This is a genomic window from Kitasatospora sp. NPDC057015 (genome assembly GCF_042673745.1).
GTDB lineage: Bacteria > Actinomycetota > Actinomycetes > Streptomycetales > Streptomycetaceae > Kitasatospora.
In genome coordinates this window covers 55392-76430 of the sequence record NZ_JBHUSG010000033.1, presented here as the reverse complement: position 1 = coordinate 76430, position 21039 = coordinate 55392, and the positions used below count along the sequence as shown (strand labels likewise).

Below are 21039 nucleotides of genomic sequence, written 5' to 3'. Positions count from 1 at the left end.
GCCCGGGCAGGCGACCGCACTCAGACGCCCAGCGGGACCGACCACACCACCCGAGCCCCGCCGCCCGGCGGGCTCACCAACTCCATTGCTCCGCCCAGGCCCTCGGCCCGCTCGGCGAGGTTGCGCAGGCCGCTGCGCCTGCCCTGCGCCGGAATCCCCACCCCGTCGTCCTGCACCGTCAGCACGACCTGCGTCCCCGTCGCCTGCAGCGCAACCTCGACCCGCCCGGCCCCGGCATGCCGGGCCGCGTTGCTCAACGCCTCGCCCAGGACGGCCACCACGTGGTCCGCCACCGCCGTGGGAACGTCGGTGTCCAGCAGACCCTCCATGCTCAGCCGTGGCGCGAAGCCCAGGGCCGCCTGCGCCGCCTCGACCGTCTTGACCACCCGGGCCCGCAGACCGTTGCCGGCTGCCTCGTCCCGCGCCCGCAGCCCGAAGATGGTCGACCGGATGATCTTGATGGTCTCGTCCAGGTCCCCCACCGCCCGCAGCACCCGGTCCGACGCCCCGGGATGCTCGATGAACCGCGCGGCACTCTGCAGCGTCATCCCGGTGGCGAAGAGCCGCTGGATCGCCAGGTCGTGCAGGTCCCGGGCGATCCGGTCGCGGTCCTCCAGCATCGCCAGCTGCTCGGCGTCCCGGCGCCGGGAGGCCAGTTCCAGGCCCAGCGCGGCCTGGTCCGCGAAGCCGAGCAGCGGTCCGATCTCCCGGTCCGTGAACACGGCCTCCCCCGGCCCGCGGGCCAGCAGCAGCACGGCGTCGATGTGCCCGGCGCTGCGCCCCAGTGGCACCGCCACCGCCGGGCCCAGCAGCTCCCGCCGTCGCGGATCGCCCGTCAGACGCGGGTCGGTGGCCAGATCGGTCGTCGTCACGGGCGTGCCCCGGGTGCACGCCGCCCCTGAGAGCGTGCCCTCCCGCGACACCACCAGACCCGCCCTGTCGGCGGCGTTCCCACCGAGCGCGAGCTCAAGGCGCAGCATCTCACCGGCTTCCGGCACGACCACGTCCGCCAGCTCCGCGCCGGTGATCTCCCGCGCCCGCTGCGCGATCAGCTCCACCACCTGGGCACGCGAACTCCCCGACAGCAGGGTGCGGGTGATCTCCCCGCTCGCGCTCAGCCAGCGCTGCTGGCGCTGGGCCTCCTCGTACAACCGCGCGTTGTCGATCGCCACCCCGGCCGCCACCGCCAGCGTCGCGATCACCGACTCGTCATCGGCGTCGAACTCCTCACCGCCGCGCTTGTCGGTGAGGTACAGGTTGCCGAACACCTCCTCCCGCACCCGTACGGGCACCCCGAGGAAGGTCCGCATCGGCGGATGGTTGGCGGGGAACCCGTAGGAGGCCTGATGCTGCGACAGATCCTCCAGTCGGAGCACCTTCGGGTGGCTGATCAGCTCACCCAGCAGGCCCTTGCCCGTCGGGTAGGGACCGATCCGGGCGATCTCCTCCTCCGACAGCCCGACCGTCAGGAACTGCGACAGCGACTCGCCGTCCGGACCGATCACCCCGAGCGCCGCGTAGCGGGCGTCGACCAGGACGGCGGCGGCCTCCACGATCCGTCGCAACGCCTGCGTGAGGTCCAGTTCGCGCCCGACCGACAGCACCGCCTCCAGCAGGCTGTGCACCCGGTCCCTCGTCCCGCGGGCGGCGTCGATCCGCGCCTGCAGTTCCTCCAGCAGTTCGTCGAGCCGCAACTGCGGAATCCGCGAGCGCGCCACATCGTCGTCCCCGCCCACGGCGGCCTCCTCCGGTCCTGATGCCCGGAACCGATTCTCGCAGAGCCCCACACGGTCCCGCCGGGGCTCCCTCCCTCCCTTCGGATCGAACACCTCGTGACGAGCCGGTGATCACCCTGGCGACGTCACGCCCTGGCCGGCCTCCGAGTTCACGCCGGTGGTCCGGACCGGCTTCGCGGGCGACGGCGGACGAGAAGCATGACAGTGCGTCAATCCTTTAACAGTCACCGGTACAGCGTGCTCATGCCGCGGCCGCACCGCGGCACCCCAGACTGGGCCGACTCCGCGACGGCGCAGCCGTCTTGACCAGATATCCGAGGGAGCACGACATGCCACCTGCCGACAAGAGACAGATCCCCGCCGGCCCGCCCGCGGTCCAGCAGCTCAGGACGAACTCGGTCGGTCTCGCCGGTGTGGTCTTCATGGCACTGGCCACCGCGGCGCCGATCACCGCCATGACGGGCAACCTGCCGGTCATCGTCGGCGGCGGCAACGGCGTGCACGCGCCGGCCGGCTTCCTGTTCGTCACCCTGGTACTGACGGTCTTCACCATCGGCTATGTCGCGATGGCCCGGCACATCACCACCGCCGGTGCGTTCTACGGGTTCATCTCGCACGGTCTGGGCCGGGTGGTCGGCATGGCCTCGGGCCTGCTGGCGGTGCTGGCGTACGTGGTGTTCGAGGCGTCGATCGTGGGGATCTTCGCGTACTTCGCGGAGCAGACCTTCGCGGCGGAGTTCGGCGTCCACTGGCCGTGGCAGGTGTTCGCCCTGGCGATGCTCGCCGTCACCGCGGTGCTGTCCTACTTCCACCTGGAGGTCGCGTCCAAGGTTCTGGGGGTCTTCCTGATCGGTGAGGTGGTGATGCTGCTCCTGCTCGCGGGTTCGGTGCTGGCGCACGGCGGCGGTCCGGGCGGCCTGCACCTCGGCACGCTCAACCCGAGCGGCGCGTTCGCCGGCGTCAACGCCGGCGTGGGCCTGTTCTTCTGCTTCTGGTCGTGGATCGGCTTCGAGTCGACCGCGATGTACGGCGAGGAGTCCCGCAACCCCAAGCGGATCATCCCGCGCGCGACACTGCTGGCGGTGCTCGCCCTCGGGCTGCTGTACACCTTCGTCACCTGGATGGTGCTGTCCGGCAACGGCCCCACCGAGGCCGTCGCCACGGCCGCCGGCAGCAGTCCGCTCGACCTCTTCCTCAGGCCGGCGCAGACCTACCTCGGGCACTGGGCGGTCACCGCCTTCCAGTGGCTGATGTGCACCAGTGCCTTCGCCTGCGGCCTGGCCTTCCACCAGTGCGCCGCCCGCTACCTGTACGCGATCGGCCGCGAGGGCTTCCTCCACCCCGCCCTCGGCCGCACGCACCCGCGGCACGGCTCCCCGCACATCGCCTCGTTCACCCAGACCGCCGTCGCACTCGCCGTCGTCGGGGGCTTCTGGGCCACCGGACAGGACCCGTACGTCGGCCTGTACACGCTCACCGCGATCCTCGGCACCCTCGCCCTGCTCGTGGTGCAGACCCTCTGTTCGTTCTCGGTGATCGCCTACTTCCGCCGCAACCACCCCGAGTCGCGCCACTGGTTCCGTACCTTCACGGCGCCGCTGCTCGGCGGGCTCGGCATGCTGGCGGCGATCGTCCTGCTCGTGGTCAACCTCGACACCGCGGCCGGCGCGGCTTCGAAGATCTTCTTCTTCAAGCTGATCCCGTGGATCGTCGGCGCCGTCTTCGCCGGCGGCATCGCGCTGGCCCTGTACATGCGGGCCCGGCACCCCGCCCGCTACGAGGTGATGGGACGCCTCGTCGTCGAGGACTCCCAGGAGCGGGCCGAGGAAGCCGTCCCCGCCACCGTCTGACCCCGTCCTCTCCGCGAAGGGAACCCCCACATGCCCCGCTCGCAGCACGCCCGGCTGATCGCCCGGGCCCTCACCGACCACGCCACCGCCGAGCGTCTTCGGATGCCGGCCGACGAGTACCGCGGGCTCCGCGACGAAGCCCGCGCCGAGCCGGAGGGGCCCTCCCGCCGGGCCCTGCTGACCCGTGCCGCCGCACTCGGCCTCGGCCTCACGGGCCTCGGCGCCGCCGGTCTCGGCGCCGCGCCCCGGGCGCGCGCGGCCACCGCCGTGACCACCAGGTTCACCGGCCCGATGCCCCGCATCGCCATCATCGGCGCCGGAATCTCCGGCCTGACCGCCGCACTCACGCTGGCCGACAAGGGCGTCACCTCGACCGTCTACGAGGCGAACCCGTCCCGGATCGGCGGCCGGATGTACTCCGGCGGGAGCCCGTCCACCCCCGGGCTCTGGGCGCAGGGCCAGGTCTCCGAGTACGGCGGTGAGTTGATCGACACCGGCCATCACGCCGTCCTCCAGCTCTGTCAGCGCTTCGGTCTCGCGACCACCTCCGTACGGGCGGCCACACCGTCCGGCGCCGAGCAGATCCTGCGCTTCCAGAACGCCTACTACCCGCGCTCGCAGGCCGACAACGACTTCAAGGCGATCTGGCAGCTGATCAAGAACGACATCCAGGCCGGCGGCTCGGGCCCCACCTGGAACAACCACAACGCCGCGGCCGTCGGCCTCGACACCATGTCCGTCCGCGACTGGATCGACACCCGGGTCCCCGGCGGGGTCTCCAGCAGACTCGGCGCCCTGCTCGACGTGGCCTACGCGGTCGAGTACGGCGCCGACACCACCGCCCAGTCCGCCTACGCGCTCCTGCTGATGCTCTCCTGGCAGGCGAACCCCGGCAGCTTCAACATCTGGGGCGGTTCCGACGAGCGCTACCACATCACCGGCGGCAACGACCAACTGCCGCACGCCATCGCGGCCGCGCTCCCCGCCGGCACCGTCCAACAGGGCCGGACCCTCCAGGCGGTCACCCGCAACTCCAACGGGACGCAGACCCTCACCTTCGCCCTGGACGGCGGCGGAACCAGCACCGTCACCGCCGACCACACCATCCTCGCCGTGCCACTGCCGATCCTCCAGCAGCGGATCGACCTCTCGGGAGCCGGACTCGACCCGATGATGCGCGGGGTGCTCGGCCACATGGCCATGGGTGCCTGCACCAAGCTCAACATGCAGTTCAGCAGCCGCCCCTGGACCGGCACCGGCCCCTGGCCGGGCGTCTCCAGCGGCGAGTGCTTCGCCGACCTGCCCTTCCAGCAGGCCTGGGACGTCACCAAGGGCCAGAACGGCAGCAACGGCATCCTCGTCCAGTACGGCGGCGGCACCCCGGCCCGCACCCTCAACCCGCCGGCCCCCTTCACCGACGCCACCAACAGCTACACCCGCAACCTGGCAGGCACCTACCTGAGCCAGATCGACCGCGTCTGGCCCGGCACCTCCGCCGCCTGGACCGGCCGCGCCACCCTCTCCGCCTGGCACCTCAACCCCTACTCCTACGGCGCGTACTCCTGCTGGCCGGTCGGCTACCTCACCACCTACGCCGGCTACGAGGGCACCGCCCAGGGCAACCTCCACTTCGCCGGCGAACACACCTCCTACGACTTCCAGGGCTACATGAACGGCGGCGCCACCGAAGGCACCCGGGCGGCGGGCGAAGTGCTGGCAGCCATCGGGGCGTAGCAACAGGCTCACCTCCACCGCGCTACCCGGGCCCACCGTCCGTCGTGATCGTCGACGGCCTGCGGAACCCGACCGGACCCGGGCCCGACCGCCGTCGCGGGGGCTCGGGTCCGACAGCAGGCGTCGGGGCCGGCCGGCCTCCCCGATGGTGGCGCCGGCGAGGAAGTGGCCGGCGGCGGAATCGGCCCAGCGCGCGACGGCGCCGGGTGCGGATCCCCACCCGGCAGACGATCTCGCCGTCGTCCGGCGGACGCGGCGCAGGCCACCCTCGAACTCCTCCTCGCGTCGTACGTGATGTCGAGAACGGGGTTGGCGGTGACGGTGACGCCAACCTCGGGGTCCGGTCCTCGCCGGATCGGAGATTTCTGCTCAGCCGCGGCAACCTTTCCGACTCGGGCGGCAACCAGGAGACGAGCACCGGGCCGACGGGCCGTCATGGCCGTCGACCGCGTGCTCGGGCGGGCCCCCGGATCCGGGAGGTCCTGCTCCCTGTCCCTGCACCCGTAAGGAACTGTGAGACGTGAGCAAGCGAGCCATACGCCCCAGGCGTGCCAGGATCGTGGCCCTGGGCAGCGCGGCGGCCCTGGCGGCGGCAGGCGTGGCCGGTGGCATCTGGGCGAGCGCGAACGCCGCCGCGCCGACCCCCGCCCCGGGCACGTACGCCCTGGCCAGCGCGGCCGGTGGGCTGTGCCTGGACGTACCGGGAGCCAGCAGCGCGGACGGTGTCCAGCTGAACCGGCACGCCTGCGGCGGCGCCGGGCAGGCCTGGCGGCTGAGCACCGTCAAGGGTGGCTTCACCCTGGTCGCCGTGCACAGCGGCAAGTGCGCCGGTGTGCGCGAGGCGAAGACCGGCGCCGGCGCGGCGGTGGAGCAGGAGGCCTGCACCGGCGGCGCAGCCGCCCAGACCTGGGCCTTGACGGCGGTGGAGGGGGGCTATCGCCTCGTCAACGCCGGCAGCGGCAAGTGCCTGGCGGTGAAGGACGGCTCGACCGCACCCGACACGCCGGTGCAGCAGAACTCGTGCGACTCGGCGCCGGCCAAGCTCTGGACGCTCAGGCCCGCCGGCACCGGCACCGGCACCGCACCGACAGCGAGCGCCTCTCCCTCTGCCACTGCCACTGCCACTGCCACTGCCACTGCCACTGCCACTGCCACTGCCACTGCCAAGCCGACCGTGACGGCGGCGCCCACGTCGAGCGCCACGGCCACCGTCACGGCCACCGCGTCGCCCACCGGCGGCGGGAGTGGCACGATCCCGGCGTGGCCGACGCCGACGGTCGACGTCCCGCTGACGGCCACTCAGCAGGTCGGCGCCTTCTTCGACGGCGGTGGCCGACGCTTCGTCGGCAAGGGCGCGCTCGGCTCGGGCGGTCAGTCCGAGAGCCAGCCCGCCATGTTCGAACTCGCCGACGGCGCCGTGCTCCAGAACGTCGTGCTCGGTGACCCGGCCGCCGACGGTGTGCACTGCAACGGAAGCTGCACCCTGAAGAACGTCTGGTGGGAGAACGTAGGCGAGGACGCGGCCACCTTCAAGGGCACCTCGGCCTCCCAGGTGATGACCATCGACGGCGGCGGCGCGCGCGGCGCCGCGGACAAGGTCTTCCAGCACAACGGCCCCGGCACGATGGTGATCAAGAACTTCCGGGTCGAGGACTTCGGCAAGCTCTACCGTTCCTGCGGCAACTGCAAGACCCAGTACGCCCGTCACGTCGTGATCGACAACGTCCTGGCGACCGTACCGGGCAAGAAGATCGTCGGCATCAACTCCAACCTCGGCGACACCGCGAAGATCTCCCGGCTCACCATCGCCGGGGACAGCAGCCAGAAGATCACCGTCTGCCAGCGCTTCACCGGTGTGACCAGCGGCGAACCCAAGGAGGCCGGCAGCGGCCCCGACAGCACCTCCTGCCTCTACAGCACGGCCGACGTCACCTACCGGCCGTAGTCTGCGCTCCCGTCGATGCCGTGTCCGGGGCGATCAGCCCGGGGCACGGCATCGGGCATGCACGGGCATCAGGCCGGCACGGACGTTCGAACCGGACGGGCATCGAACCCGACGGGCACCGCCCGCCCGGGTGGCCGACAGTGCTGCCCGCCCGCTCACCCGGTCCGGGCGAAATCACCCCAGACGGCGGGTCTGCCGGCAGCAGTCGTGGCATCGGCGCGGTAGGTGTCGTCCTTGGCGTCGCGTCCGCCGGTGGCGTGTCCGTACTGGCCGGCGAAGACGTGCTGGCCGACCGGCACAGTCCGTCCAGGCTTGAGGGTCCATCGGTAGAGCAGGAAGCCGCCGTCCTCGCGGACGGAGACGTCGAAGTCGGCGGCGGGCCGGGTCTGCCAGCTGCCGGCGTTCTTCACCCCGTCGGTCAGGGCGATCCGCAACTCGACGGTGAGCGCGGTGAGCGGACTGCTCGTCCTGAGGGTGACGTTGCTCTGCGCCCAGTCGTCGATGCTGTGCGGGTCGACCGAACCGTCGGCCCAGAGCGGGCCGTCCGTGGTGTGACTACGGACCGTCGACGACGCCGAGGGGTGACCGGCGAAGGGGGACGCGGAAGTGGACGAGGACGGGGACGGAGCGGGCGAGCCGGTGACGGCCCGTTCCGGGGTCCGGCCGGGCTCGTGCGGGGCTATGGACTGCGACGCGGACGGGGACGCGGACGGGGACGGGGACGGGGACGGCGAGGCGGTGGGCGACACGGTCTCCGACCGGGATGTGGCCGGGGCCGCGGTGACCGCCTGCTGCGGTGGATCGGGGACGTGGACGATGGCGGCCACCGCCAGACTGCCCACCGTCACCGCGCCGGCGGTGGCCATGGCCGCAAGAACGACCCTGGGCCAGGACAGAGCCCTGCCGCGCTCACGGTGACGCCCCCGGACGGCCGGCCCGGGGCCGGTCATGCCACGCTCCACCCGGGCGAGCATGCGGGCCCGGTCGGGCCGGTGGGCCTCGGCACTCGTGCGCAACAGGTCGCGCAGTTCCTCTGTCACCGGCTCCTGCTCCCCGTGAGACGGCCGGCGGCGCGAGGGCCGAGCAGGCCCTGAAGGTCGGCCATGCCCTTGGAGGTCTGGCTCTTGACCGTTCCGACCGATATCCCGAGGGCCAGGGCGGTCTCCTTCTCCGACAGGTCGAAGGCGTGCCGGAGCACCACACAGGAGCGCTTGCGGAACGGCAGCCGGGCGAGGGCGGCCCGGACGTCCAGGACGGCGGCCACATCCGGGTCGTCGGTGCGCTCCGGGTGGCGGGACCAGAAGAGCAGGACGCGACGCTTCTCGCGGACCGCGCCGCGGATCCGCCCGCGCGCCAGGTTGGCGACCGTACCGCGGGCGTAGGCGAGCGGGTGGTCGGCGCTGCGGACCTTGTCCCAGCGGTGCCACAGGGCGACCATGGCGTCCGCGGCGAGATCGTCGGCGGCGTCCGCCTCTCCGGTCAGCAGACGGGCGAGGCGGGCCAGCTCGGCATGGTGGCGTTCGAAGAATTCGTGGAACTCCGCGGAGGCCTCATCGGCGGTCATGCCCTCGGTAAGGCCTCTCGATGCAATGTTAGCGCTCACATTCAGCTGGGGCAGCCTAGCAGCCCGCTCGGGCCGCCGTTCGACCGCCTCCCGCCATGTTCGATCGGCGCCAACCCGGACCCGGGCCAGCGCCGAGCGGCCATGCCCCCGTACGGCGGCTCCCATCAGCTCAGCCCGCCGGGTTCCAGCCGTCACTGCCGGCCAGGTAGGCACGGGCCGTGTACCTCGCGGCCTGGGCGTCGGTCAGTTGCGGCCGGTTCGCACCCGTGCCGGCGCCGGGGCCGGTGTTGGCGTACTCGGCGAAGCGGGCGGACTTCCAGGAGAAGCCGCCCATGTCGGTCCACGGTGAGGCGCTCTTCACGGCGGCCGGCAGGCTGGTGCCGCGGATGACCAGCTGGCCGACCGCGTCCGGCCCGGTGTGCCAGGGGCGACCCAGGGAGAAGGTGTTCGCCTTGGCCGGGCTGTTGATCGCACTGTCGGTGATGAGGATGCCGTACGGCTTCGCGGAGGCGGTGTTGGGCGCGGACAGGTAGCCGTTGTTGCCGCCGGCGGCGGCGCCGCGATCCCGGAGCGTGATGTTCACGTGCTCGTACACGGCGGTGGCGTTGCCGAAGACGAAGTCGACGTCACCGGCGACGAAGGAGTTGCGGAAGTACTGCCGGTACTGCCCGGTCGCGGACGGCGCCCAGTTCAGCACGGTGTCCTGGTGGCCGATGAAGCGCGAGTTGACGTAACGCTGGCGGTCCCCGCGAGCGGCGAGGGCCACCCCCTGGGTGTCCGTGATCTCCGGGTGGGCCGATCGCTCGAAGGTGTTCTGCACCGTGATGCCGGTCAGCGTGGTGTCGTTCGCCGAGACGGTGAGGGTCGCACTGCCCTCGGTACCGTACGCGGAGCCGTCGGGCCTGCGGGTGCCGGCCGCGTTGTCGTACGTGATGACCACGTCCTCCGCGTTGCCGGTGGCACCCTTGACGGTCAGGCCCGCCTTGGCCACCGGGACGTTCACCACCTCGCGGTACGTGCCTTTTGCGACCAGCACGGTGTCGCCGGGCGCGGCCGCGTCCACCGCCGACTGCACCGTCCGGTACGCCGCCGAGCCGTCGGCGGCCACGGCGAGCGTCCGGGCCGCGGACGCCGTGACGGAGGCGGCGGCGTCGGCGTGCACGACCAGCGGCACGGCGCCCAGGCCGGCCGTGGTCACCGCCGCCGCCCCGAACAGGGCGAGCCGGCGGCGGCCGGGCGGGCGGCGGTGAGGGTATGCGGGCATCTGTGGTCACTCCTTGCGACGAGGGTCCGTTCGCCCTCCAGTTGCCGCCGGGAGAAGGAAGGTTGCCGCCGATCCGGAACGATTCTCGACGTGCCGTGCTGCCGCACCTGTCGCGGTGCCCACGAAACCGCGCGGCGCAGCAGGAACCGCACTGGTCGGCCCGCGCGCGCCCCCACGCCGACATGGCCTGCTCTCCCACAGGGGCGCCCTCGAACGAGCGTGCCTACGCTTCGTGGTCGCCCTCGCTGCGATGTTATCAATGACACATGGTCGAACAGCCCGACCGAGTCCGGACCGTGTCGAAGCGGTCGCTGGCGGCGAAGAACCCTCTCGGGAAGACTCCTCGGAGCGTTGCCGGCCAGGTCTTCGTGCTGCAGGTCGTGGTCGTGGTGCTGCTCGTCCTCGGGGCGATCCTGGCGCTGGTCCTGGAGTCGCGGCACGCCAGCGACGCGGAGGCCCGAAACCGTTCGGTGGCCGTCGCGGAGACGTTCGCGCACTCCCCCGGCCTGCAGGAAGCACTGAAGTCCCCCTCGCCGACGGCGGTGCTCCAGCCGTTGACGGAGGAGACGCGCCAGCAGGCCGGTGTGGACTTCATCGTGGTCATGGACACCCACGGGATCCGGTACACGCACCCCTTGCCCGACCGGATCGGCAAGCAGTTCGTCGGAACGATCGGTCCCTCGCTGGCCGGCCAGGTCTACACCGAGAGCGTGCACGGCCCGCTCGGCCACGAAGTCCAGGCGGTCGTCCCCGTCAAGGCCCCCGACGGGTCGGTCGTGGGTCTGGTGTCGGCCGGGCTCAAGGTCAAGAACGTCACCTCGGCCGGCGACCGGCAGCTGCCCGTCATCCTCGGCACGGGCGCGGCCGCACTCGCGGTGGCCACGACCGGGACCGCCCTGGTCGCCAGGCGGCTGAAGCGCCAGACCCGCGGCCTGGGTCCGGCCGAGATGACCCGCATGTACGAGCACCACAACGCCGTCCTGCACGCGGTGCGGGAGGGGGTGGTCATCGTCGGGCAGGACAAGCGGTTGCTCCTCGCGAACGACGAGGCGAGGGAGCTGCTCGGACTCCCGGCGGACGCGGAGAGCCGGTACCTGGGCGAGCTGCGCCTCGACCCCGGCACCGAGGAACTGCTGCTGTCGGGCAGGGTGGCCACGGACGAGGTGCACCGGGCAGCCGGCCGGCTGCTCGTGGTGAACCAGCGGCCGACCGACCGACACGACGGTTCGATGGGAACGGTCGCGACAATCCGTGACTCCACGGAACTCCTCGCGCTGGCCGGCAAGGCCGAGCTGGCCGGCAACCGCCTCGCCCTCCTCTACGAGGCCGGGATCGGCATCGGCACGTCGCTCGACGTCGTGCGCACCGCCGAGGAGCTGGCACGGCTCGCTGTTCCCGGCTTCGCGGACTTCGTCACCGTCGACCTCGCCGACCCCGTCCTGCACGGCGACGAGCCGAACGGCACCAGGCTGGACCTGCGCCGGGTCGCCGTCAACGGAATCCAGCAGGACCATCCCTTCTACCCGCGCGGAAAGCTGATCGACTTCGTCCCTTCCACCCCCCAGGCCCAGGGCTTCGGCAGCGGCCGGTCGCAGGTGGTGCCCGACCTCTCGGTCGCCCACGGCTGGCAGGCCCAGGACCCGGAATGGACGCGTCGGATCCTCGACTACGGCGTCCACACGCTCCTCACCATTCCGGTGACGGCACGCGGGATCATCCTGGGCGTCGCCAACTTCTGGCGGTCGCAGAAACCCGGGCCGTTCGACGACGGGGACCGGTCGCTGGGCGAGGAACTGGTCGCACGGGCCGCGGTCAGCATCGACAACGCCCGCCGCTACACCCGCGAGCACGCGATGGCCGTGACCCTGCAGCGCAGCCTGCTGCCGCGCGCCCTGCCGGAACAGAGTGCCCTCGACGTCGCGCACCGCTACCTGCCCGCACAGTCCGGAGTCAGCGGCGACTGGTTCGACGTGATACCGCTGCCCGGCAGTCGGGTCGCCCTCGTGGTGGGCGACGTCGTCGGTCACGGGCTGCACGCCGCGGCCACCATGGGCCGCCTGCGCACCGCCGTGCACAACTTCTCCACCCTCGACCTTCCACCGGACGAACTGCTCGGTCACCTGGACGAGCTGGTGAGCCGCATCGACCAGGAGGAGAGCGACAGCGGTACGGGGACCGGCGTCACCGGGGCCACCTGCCTGTACGCGATCTACGACCCGGTCTCCCGGCTCTGCACCGTCGCGACGGCGGGACACCCCGTGCCCGCGCTGGTCGGGCTCGACGGCGTCGTCGTCTTCCCGGAGCTCCCGGTCGGCCCGCCGCTGGGAGTGGGCGGCATGCCGTTCGAGACAGCGCAGGTGCGCCTGGCCGAAGGCACCCAGATCGTCCTCTACACGGACGGCCTGATCGAGGAGCGCACCCGCGACTTCGACGTCGGCATGGAGTTGCTGCGCAAGGTGCTCTCCCACCGCAACCGGCAGCCCGAGGAGAACTGCCGGGCCGTCCTGGACGCCCTGCTGCCCGAACGTCCGCAGGACGACGTCGCACTGCTGATCGCCAAGACCCGGGTGCTCGGCGCCGACCGGATCGCGGAGCGCGAGGTGCCGTCCGATCCGGCCGCCGTCGCCGACGTGCGTGCGTGGATCACCGCGACGCTGGACCGGTGGGACCTGGCCGATCTGGCGTTCGGCACGGAACTGGTTCTCAGCGAACTGGTCACCAATGCCATCCGCTACGGCTCCCCGCCGGTGCGGGTACGGCTGCTGCGCGACCGCAGCCTGATCTGCGAGGTCGCCGACGGCAGCAGCACCTCCCCGCACCTGAAGTACGCGGCGACGACGGACGAGGGCGGCCGCGGGCTCTTCCTGGTGGCCCAGCTCACCGAGCGCTGGGGCACCAGGTACACCTCGCAGGGCAAGATCATCTGGGCGGAGCAGCCGCTCCCCACCCCTGCCGAAAGCCCGGACGGGACCGAAAGCCCGGACCGGAAGAGGGGGGAACCCGAACCCGCACCCCCGGCGGCACGTCCGGTGGGGTCTCCCCCGCCCGCGTGAACCCGGCAAGGCGCACGACCGACACCCTGCCGGAAAGCGGGCGTCCCACTCCCAGCACCCCTCGTCCGGGTACGACGGCCCGGGCCCCACCTCCCCCACCCACCCCGCATCCGCCTGCCGTGGGCCGGAACTACCGGGTGCCGAAGAGCCGGTCGACGTAGCCGTTGCGGAACTTCCCTGCGGGGTCGGACGTGGCCATCAGCTCCTCGAAGGCCCCGAAGCGGGGGTACAGCGCGCGGATGGCCGCCGGTTCGGTGCTGTGGACCTTGCCCCAGTGCGGCCGCGCGCCGAACGGCTCCAACGCTGCTTCGACCGCCCGCACGGCCTCCCGCACAGCGGTGGGCTCCGGGTGCCAGGTGAAGTGGAACGCGACGCAGTCACGCTCGAAGGCCGGGCTGAGCCACAGGTCGTCTCGGGCGACGGTGCGGATCTCGCTGATCTGCAGGGCCGGGCTGATCCGCTCCCTGACGGCGTCCAGGGCGTCGAAGGCGGCCACCGTGTCCGAGCGGTGCACGAAGTACTCCGACTGCAGCTCGTCGCCGCTGCTGGGCGTGAAGTCCGGTCGGAAGTGCGGCAGCCGGGCGTGCCACGGCCCGACGACTCCGAGCTGGTCGGTGCAGGGTTCGGGCTCCAGGCCCGGGACGGGGTGGCGCGGGCCGTCGGCAAGCGTGGCCCCCAGCCACGTCGTCGGAGCCGTCTCGGCGCCGGTGCTCTTCAGCCACACCTGGTTGATCCGGTCGTCCCGCCAGTCGGTGAAGAGGCTGACGCTGTACGCCGCGGCCAGCACCTCCTCGAAGCTCTCGCGCAGCAGGGCGGCCGGAAGATTCTCGTACACCCACTGCCGAAGGCCGAACGCGGGCACCAGGTCCAGCGTCAGCCGGGTCACGACACCGAGTGCTCCCAGCGCCACCACCGAGCCGGCGAAGCCGGTGTCACCCCGGCTGATCGAAGTCAGGGTCCCGTCGGCCGACACGAGTTCGAGCGACCGCACGGCGGTGGCGATGCAGCCGTTCGTGACGCCGGATCCGTGGGTGCCGGTCGCGCAGGCACCGGCGATCGAGATGTGCGGCAGGGACCCGAGGTTGTGGAACGCGAAGCCGGCGCGGTCCACCGCGGCGGTGACCTCCCCGAACCGCAGGCCCGCCGACACGGTGACGGTCGCGGTCCGCTCGTCGATGTCGATCACAGGTGGCAGACCGGCCACGGAGACGAGATCGCCCTCGGTGTCCGCGATGGTGTTGAACGAATGACCGGTGCCGAGGGCGCGGATCGACCGGCCCGAGCCGACGATCTGCCGCAGTTCGTCGACGGACTCGGGCCGGTGGAACCGTTCGGCACTGAAGGCGACGTTCCGGGCCCAATTGGTCCTGGCCACGGTCATGGGGCGGGTCCTCCGTTGCTCGGGGTTTCCTCGACCTCGCACGCCGGCCACCGGGGGCCGCGTACCGCAGGTGATCGGTTGATGGGGCGTGACAAGGTCGAAAGGGCGTCCAGGGCATTCTCCCCGGCCCTCGGAGATCTGGACCCCGGCCGACGGGTGGCGCCATCTGCTGGAGGCGCGCGCCCCGGCAACGGCGGCCCCACCCGGCGGGGATCGAGAAGTCCTCAGTGCGGGGAGAGTTCGACGCCCGACTGCAGTCCCCCGGACGGCCCAGGCATGGGTGGCCGCCTCACTCTTGCGAGTGATCATTCGTGTCCATCCAATCGGATCAGGACCTCCCCCCATAGTGTTCGTCAACGAACCTTCAGCTCGAAGCCGGATCCCTGAATTGGAGGCACGAGCCAGATGACCGACGAGATCGTCCGCGCCGCGATCCACCCCGCCATCGGAATCGCCAGAGTCGGAAACTCACTGGAGGAGTACTACACCGCACCCGAGGTGCCCGACCCCGCGCCGCAGGGCCCGGGCTTCTACAAGGACTCCGCCGGCGCGATCAAACGTGAGGTGGCTCGCTTCCGGGTCTTCGGGTACAACGCCCTGGGCGAGGTGGTGGCCGAGCTGACGGCGGACAACGCCGACATCCGCTGGAGCGCGCACCTGGCGAACAAGAAGGCGGCCTGGTACCAGTTCCAGCTCGCCCTCGACATTCCCGACGCGGCGAGCGCCAATCCGTCCGGGCTGCGCAACAAGGAGATCACCGGCGACCTCCGCAAGGACCTGATCATCGATCCGGGCCCGATCGGCATCAGCGGGAGGAACGTCTCAGGGCCCGACTTCCACTTCCGCGACGGCAAGTTCATGGGGAAGGAGGTCTATCTCGGGGAACTCCGCACCGACGAGGACGGGCACCTGCTGGTGTTCGGCGGGTTCGGCGAGTCGGCCTCCTACAACGGCAAGCCGATCACCACCTACGCCAACAACGACGGCTGGCACGACGACATCGGGGACGGGCCGGTCACCGCGGCCGTCACCGTCGGCGGCCGCGTGCTGCCGGTCGACCCCGCCTGGGTCCTGGTCGCCCCACCCAACTACGCCCCCGCACTGAAGGGCATCCGCACCCTCTACGACCTGCTGTACGACGTGTTCGTCTGCGACGGATCGCTGCCGTTCCCGGACCGGGTCTCCTTCACCCGCCACATCGCACCGGTGCTCCAGCGCTTCACCGACCACCAGTGGGTCAACCACGGCTTCGCCGGCTACTACGGGCACGACGGTCTCGGCCATTTCACCACCCCGCAGATGCTGGCACGGCTCAGCAGCAACGCCCCCACCCGGCGCGCGCTGCGCCGACAGGTGTTCAACGCGCTGCGCGACTTCGGGCGCGACGGCCTCTCCCCCGTCCCCTGGCCGTGGCTGTACGGGGACGCGATGGCCATCCCGCCGCGCTCACCGCTGCACCACATGGCGTTCTCCCCCACCCAGTACCGGATGTTCCAGTACTGGGCCGACGGCGACTTCGAGGACGACTGGGACACCCTCGGGGCCACCCCGCCGCCCCGGACGCTCGCCGAGGTGCAACTCGCCGAGCAGCCGGCCGCCCTCGACCGCGCCGCACTGGACTTCTGCCTCGCCGACGCCTTCCACCCCGGCTGCGAGGTCACCTGGCCGATCCGACACCCCTCGATGTACATGGCGCCGTACCGGATCCGGCACCGGCCGGCCGACCAGCCCGAGCCCTCGTACGGCACGGTCCTCACCCCGGAGACCGCGCTGTCGGTGAACGGGCCGCTGTACGCCCAGGCGCCGGGCGACCTCTCCCGGTGGATGGCCGTCCCGTGGCAGAGCGACACGGCCAGCTGCCGTTCCGGCTACGAGCTGTCCCTGGGTCCGCGCCACGACCCGTACCTGCCGACGTTCTGGCCGGCCCGGGTGCCCAACCACGTCCTCACCGAGGACGACTACCAGGTGGTCGTGGACGAGACGCGCCCGCTGGCCGAACGCACCGAGGCCTTCGAGCGGCGAGCCGTGTGGCTGCGCGGACTGCGCGGGCAGAACACCGAGCAGCTCAACCAGATGATCGACGACTGGTACCGGCTCGGCATCGTCGAGGTACGCGAGGGCGCCAAGGACTTCCCCCACCGGATCCAGGTGGAGTCCAGGCCGTCCATCGACCTCGAAGGCGTTGCGCTCACCCAGAACCTGGTGACGCTGCACGTGCCCCAGGCCGCGGACGCGGCCCTCGCGTCGGTGGCGATCAACCAGGCGATCGCGGTCAGCGGCTACACCGCCGAAGAGGTGACGGCCGGCTTCATCGACAAGGTCGCACCCTTCCGCGACAACACCTGATGACCGGTCGAGGCACCGCCGCCGGCGACCACTACGACGTAGTGGTCGCCGGCGGCGGCCCGGCCGGCGCGGCCGCCGCCCTGACCCTGGCGCGTGCGGGCCGGACCGTGCTGCTCGCGGACGCCGGGAGCGGGCCGCCCAAGGTCGGCGAGTCCCTGCCCTCGGCGGCCAAGGTCCTGCTGAACGACCTGGGCGCCGGTCAACGACCCGTCGCGGCCGGTCACCTGACCTGCTATGCCAACCTCTCCTCCTGGGGATCGACCGCCCTGGGCCGCACGGACTTCATCAACGACCCGAACGGTCCCGGCTGGCACCTCGATCGGGCTCGGTTCGACCAGCACCTGCGCGAGGCTGCCCGCTCCGCCGGCGCCGAAGTAGCGGAGCGCACCACAGTCCGCCTGAAATCCCGTCAACCGGACGGACGTTGGACAGTCGCACTGCGCGGACCGGCCGAGCAGCGCATCGTCCGGTGCAACTGGCTGGTGGACGCCAGCGGCCGGCGGCGGGCGGTAGCCTCCGCCGGCCGGGCCACCACTCACCGCACGGACGGCCTGGTCGCCACCTGCCTGGACCTGGCACCCGACCCCTCGGGCCGAGCGAGTGAGACCTGCTCGCTGGTCGAATCCGCCGAGGACGGCTGGTGGTACACCGCACTGCTGCCCACCGGCCGCCGCCTGGTGGCCTACTTCACCGACGCCGACCTCGCCCCGCCTACGCCGCGCACCCACTCGGACTTCGACCGGCTGCTGCGGCAGACCCGGCACGTCGCTGCCCGGGCCGACGCCCACCCGTTGCCCACCGACGCGACCGTCAGGCGCGCCCCCGCCCACTCCTCCCACCTCGACACGCCCACCGGCGACGGCTGGATCGCCGTCGGCGACGCCGCCACCGCCTTCGACCCGATCTCGTCCCAGGGCATCCTCACCGCCCTGCACACCGGTATGACCGGAGCCTCGGCCCTGGCCGCCCACCTCAACGGGGACGGCGAGGCGCTGGAGTCCTACCGCGCCCGGGTGGCCGCGATCCTCACCGCCTACCGGCGCAACCACCACGCGGTGTACAGCCTGGAGCGCCGCTGGAGCGACCGGCCCTTCTGGCAGCGCCGGCACACGTCACTGCCGCACCCCTCCACACCACCCCACAGCATCCGCAAGGAGTTCGCATGACCACCCGTCACGGCCACGAGCACGAGGACCCTTCGGTCCACTCCTTCATCCTCTCCGGCCGGGACACGGTCTTCGGCTACCACCTGGCGATGTTCGGCATGGCCGAGCACCGCTACCAGGTCGTGGTCGAGTACGACCTGCCCACCGACATCGTCGACATCTACCTCAAGGACCAGGCGGACCGCCCGGCCAGCTGGCACGCGGTGCGCAACACCGAGGACATGGTGCTGCCCCCGATCAGCGACGGCTCGGTCACCGAGTACCCGGCCCGGCTCGACCGGGTCACCCAGACCGGCAACGGCGAGGACCGGATCTGGGAGCCCATCTCGGGCGGCTTCACCGTGCGGATCAAGCGGGTGCTCAACTTCCGCCGATTCAGTGAGGAGCCCTTCCCCGCGCACCTCACCTACCTGCTCTACGGCCGCGACAAGGAGGCCCACATCGCCCACCGCCTGGTGCAGCGCCCCCACTTCGAGCAGATCTTCACCCTCCGGCAGGTACCCGACGGCGTCCACGCGGACGATCTGGCGAACGCCGTCGAGATCACCATCCCCTCGGTGCCCGACAACGGGCACGACGGCCGGCCCTGGACCACCAGGCCGCTGCCCGACGGCAGCTATGCCGCCCTGCTCCACCGCGGCAAGGCGGCCCCCGTGCCGATCACCCTCGACCTCGGCGACGAACGCTGGTGGAACATCACCACGCTCAACGCCTGACGAGGGAGGGCCATGCAGACCGATCCGCTCCCCCGGTTCCTCAAGGTGCTCGCCCCGGCGAGCCGGGAGACCGTGCGGCGACTGCCCCAGGAGACCCAGGAGGAGATGGCCGCGAGGTGGGAGACCTACCTCACCGACGACACCGACCTGCTGTCCCTGGACGAGCTCGATCCGCACACCGCCGAAGCCAAGGCGGCCGAACACGTCGTCAAGGACTACTCCTGACCGTATGACTCCGCTCTGGGGCCGCCGACCGCCGGATCGGGGCGCTACCGCCCGATCCGGCGGTCGCCAGTTCCAGCGCGGAGAACCTGGTCGAACCGCGGCCAGGTCCCGAAGCAATGCAGCGCACGGCGCACGCCATCGCTCTCTACCGCGGTCGGGGCGCATCCAACGAGGAGAGGCGTTCCGCAGTCATCACGCTCGCGGGGATTCTTGAGGAGTGGCGTGACCTCGTCCGGACCGCGGGCGTGAACGGTGCGCCGTCTTGGCTCAACTCAGTGAGCCGTGGTGAACGCGCTCGGTGCGAGATCTTCTGCGACGTCACCAGCTACCGGCGGGCCGTTCGGCGAGTTCCCATTCATGGGAATCGGTCTAGCGGACCGCTATGAGGTGTCGTGCACCCTCGGCCCAGAAGCCTGGCGACATCGGGAACCGACCTGCGAGCGCGCCGCGGACACTGCTCCGCGCTGGGCACTTCGTCCCCCTCAGCCTGAGGCCCCTCGCGTGAGTCCGTCAGGCCCGGCCGGCCCCGGCACGGTGACGACAGGACACCGAGCGTGATGCAGCGCGCCCTGGCCGACGGACCCGAGCAGCTGGCCGGTGAAACCCCCGGCACCCCGTGTGCCGACGACCAGGGCCAGGGCGTGCTTGGAGGCCTCGGCCAGGACGGCCACCGGATGTCCGCGCACCACCTCGTGCTTGAGCTCCACCCCCGGGTAGGAATCCCGCCGCCCGGCAGCTGTCTCCGCGAGCACCCGACGGGACTCCTGCTCCACCCGGTACTCATCGGCCACCGAGAGATGCGAAGGATTCCAGGCGTACAGGGCGCGCAACTCGGCGCCCCGCAGCGCCGCGGCTTCGAAGGCGTAGTCCACGGCGTCCTGTGACGTCCGGCTGCCGTCGACGCCGACCACGACGTACGCCGGCTGCTGGGTGATGTGCTCCGGGTCCCGGACGACCGCTACCGGGCAGCTCGCGTGCGCGATCAGCGGCAGAGTCACCGCCCCGGAGTGGAACAGCTCCCGGGCGCCGGAGAGTGGTCGCGAGCCGAGGACCAGTACCACCGCCCGCTCGGCCTGCCGGCGCAGCACCTCGGCCGGGTCCCCGTCGACGAGCCGGGCTGACACCTGCAGGGCGGGATGGCGTTCTCTGACGAAGCGAGCCGCCTCGTCGAGCGCGTGCTCACCTGCGGTACGGAGCAGCTGGGCACGTTCGTGGAGTTCGGGCCAGAGCCGGGGCCAGATGCCCTCGCGGGTCACAGGTCTCCATGCCTGCACGACGAGCACCGGCAGGCGGCGCCGGTTCGCCTCGTCGGCGGCCCAGGCGAGCACCATGCGACTGGGGCGTTCGGGATCGACGCCGACCACTACGGAACGTTGTCCGTCAGGACTCATCATGTCTCCTCCCGCTGACGGTGAACGCACCTGTCGGCACACCGCTTGCGCGTCGTACCGCAGACAGCGACGGGAAGCCGCCTGCGACAACTCCGCATCCGATCAGCGGGTGCCCGGCGATTGCGGCACCCGCACGGTCACCGGGTGGGGAGACGGGCATGCTTCCACAGTATTCCCGAGCCGCTCGGGCATCCGCCGGATCGTAGGGGAAACGGGCCGAACGCTTATGACCTGCGCGAGGGATCCCACTGCTACTACCAATCGACGGACGACAAAGGGCCGCCTCCGCATCTCTGCGGAAACGGCCCGCGCCCTGCATAAAAGCTGATCTGAACAACAGGATTTGCACCTGCGCCCCCGACACCTCAGTGGTCCCGTTATCTTTCGGCCGAAAGGCCGGATTGGGATTTCGCGATCACGAGTCGCAGAATCAGGGCTCCTGCTCCACTAATCTGCATGTGTACCTCCTCGCGATCGTCCTCCCGGTAAGTTCTCCGGCACCTTCCAGGTTACTCCGGTAAAGCGCGAATTCGGGCAATCCAAGTGCCCGAATACCGTCGCGTCAGTTCACCACCGCAGCAGCCGGTCCGATCGGGCCACCCGGGACAGGCACCGGCCGTGCGGCCGACAGCCCCACGACGTCCAGGCGAACCGGCTCCTGGAGTGGG

Annotated in this window: 14 protein-coding genes; 8 read left to right on the top strand and 6 right to left on the bottom strand. The window is 71.5% G+C overall.

What is annotated here, in order from left to right; genetic code table 11:
- Positions 1 to 20: 20 nt before the first annotated feature.
- Positions 21 to 1736: a GAF domain-containing protein gene (locus tag ACFTWP_RS26835; protein ID WP_380267425.1), complete on the bottom strand. Its 1716-nt coding sequence runs from the start codon at positions 1734 to 1736 to the stop codon at positions 21 to 23.
- 329 nt (positions 1737 to 2065) lie between these two features.
- Here ACFTWP_RS26835 and ACFTWP_RS26830 point away from each other — a divergent pair, with 329 nt between their 5' ends.
- The 3 genes from ACFTWP_RS26830 to ACFTWP_RS26820 all read left to right on the top strand — a co-directional run bounded on the left by ACFTWP_RS26830 (position 2066) and on the right by ACFTWP_RS26820 (position 7265).
- Entirely contained in the window at positions 2066 to 3586 is a 1521-nt protein-coding gene (locus tag ACFTWP_RS26830) for an APC family permease (protein WP_380267424.1), read from the top strand.
- A 30-nt stretch (positions 3587 to 3616) separates the two neighbouring features.
- A complete protein-coding gene (locus ACFTWP_RS26825; RefSeq protein ID WP_380267423.1) occupies positions 3617 to 5320 on the top strand; it encodes a flavin monoamine oxidase family protein in 1704 nt (567 codons plus the stop codon).
- 520 nt (positions 5321 to 5840) lie between these two features.
- Positions 5841 to 7265, top strand: a complete 1425-nt coding sequence (locus ACFTWP_RS26820; protein ID WP_380267422.1) for a pectate lyase — start codon at positions 5841 to 5843, stop codon at positions 7263 to 7265.
- A gap of 155 nt (positions 7266 to 7420) precedes the next feature.
- Here the strand turns inward: ACFTWP_RS26820 and ACFTWP_RS26815 are convergent, their stop codons facing one another.
- The 3 genes from ACFTWP_RS26815 to ACFTWP_RS26805 all read right to left on the bottom strand — a co-directional run bounded on the left by ACFTWP_RS26815 (position 7421) and on the right by ACFTWP_RS26805 (position 10093).
- Positions 7421 to 8305, bottom strand: a complete 885-nt coding sequence (locus ACFTWP_RS26815; RefSeq protein WP_380267420.1) for a hypothetical protein — start codon at positions 8303 to 8305, stop codon at positions 7421 to 7423.
- Positions 8302 to 8829, bottom strand: coding sequence for a SigE family RNA polymerase sigma factor (locus ACFTWP_RS26810; protein ID WP_380267419.1), 528 nt, complete (start codon positions 8827 to 8829; stop codon positions 8302 to 8304). Before ACFTWP_RS26810 ends, ACFTWP_RS26815 begins: the two co-directional genes overlap by 4 nt.
- Before the next feature lie 169 nt (positions 8830 to 8998).
- Positions 8999 to 10093, bottom strand: a complete 1095-nt coding sequence (locus ACFTWP_RS26805; RefSeq protein WP_380267418.1) for a pectinesterase family protein — start codon at positions 10091 to 10093, stop codon at positions 8999 to 9001.
- A 266-nt stretch (positions 10094 to 10359) separates the two neighbouring features.
- Here ACFTWP_RS26805 and ACFTWP_RS26800 point away from each other — a divergent pair, with 266 nt between their 5' ends.
- A complete protein-coding gene (locus ACFTWP_RS26800; RefSeq protein WP_380267417.1) occupies positions 10360 to 13146 on the top strand; it encodes a SpoIIE family protein phosphatase in 2787 nt (928 codons plus the stop codon).
- A 130-nt stretch (positions 13147 to 13276) separates the two neighbouring features.
- Here ACFTWP_RS26800 and ACFTWP_RS26795 read toward each other — a convergent pair whose 3' ends face one another.
- Positions 13277 to 14527: an FAD-binding protein gene (locus ACFTWP_RS26795; RefSeq protein ID WP_380267416.1), complete on the bottom strand. Its 1251-nt coding sequence runs from the start codon at positions 14525 to 14527 to the stop codon at positions 13277 to 13279.
- A gap of 405 nt (positions 14528 to 14932) precedes the next feature.
- On the opposite strand from ACFTWP_RS26795, the gene ACFTWP_RS26790 reads away from it, so the two are divergent.
- From ACFTWP_RS26790 to ACFTWP_RS26775, 4 genes are read left to right on the top strand one after another with little or no spacing between them, the layout of a single operon-like run.
- On the top strand, positions 14933 to 16873 hold the full coding sequence (locus tag ACFTWP_RS26790; RefSeq protein ID WP_380267415.1) for a LodA/GoxA family CTQ-dependent oxidase: 1941 nt from the start codon (positions 14933 to 14935) through the stop codon (positions 16871 to 16873).
- A complete protein-coding gene (locus tag ACFTWP_RS26785; RefSeq protein ID WP_380267414.1) occupies positions 16873 to 18039 on the top strand; it encodes an NAD(P)/FAD-dependent oxidoreductase in 1167 nt (388 codons plus the stop codon). Before ACFTWP_RS26790 ends, ACFTWP_RS26785 begins: the two co-directional genes overlap by 1 nt.
- Positions 18036 to 18755, top strand: coding sequence for a hypothetical protein (locus tag ACFTWP_RS26780; protein WP_380267413.1), 720 nt, complete (start codon positions 18036 to 18038; stop codon positions 18753 to 18755). Before ACFTWP_RS26785 ends, ACFTWP_RS26780 begins: the two co-directional genes overlap by 4 nt.
- A gap of 12 nt (positions 18756 to 18767) precedes the next feature.
- A complete protein-coding gene (locus ACFTWP_RS26775; protein ID WP_380267412.1) occupies positions 18768 to 18980 on the top strand; it encodes a hypothetical protein in 213 nt (70 codons plus the stop codon).
- A 482-nt stretch (positions 18981 to 19462) separates the two neighbouring features.
- On the opposite strand, the gene ACFTWP_RS26770 is transcribed toward ACFTWP_RS26775, so the two are convergent.
- Positions 19463 to 20374: a universal stress protein gene (locus tag ACFTWP_RS26770; RefSeq protein WP_380267411.1), complete on the bottom strand. Its 912-nt coding sequence runs from the start codon at positions 20372 to 20374 to the stop codon at positions 19463 to 19465.
- Positions 20375 to 21039 lie beyond the last annotated feature (665 nt).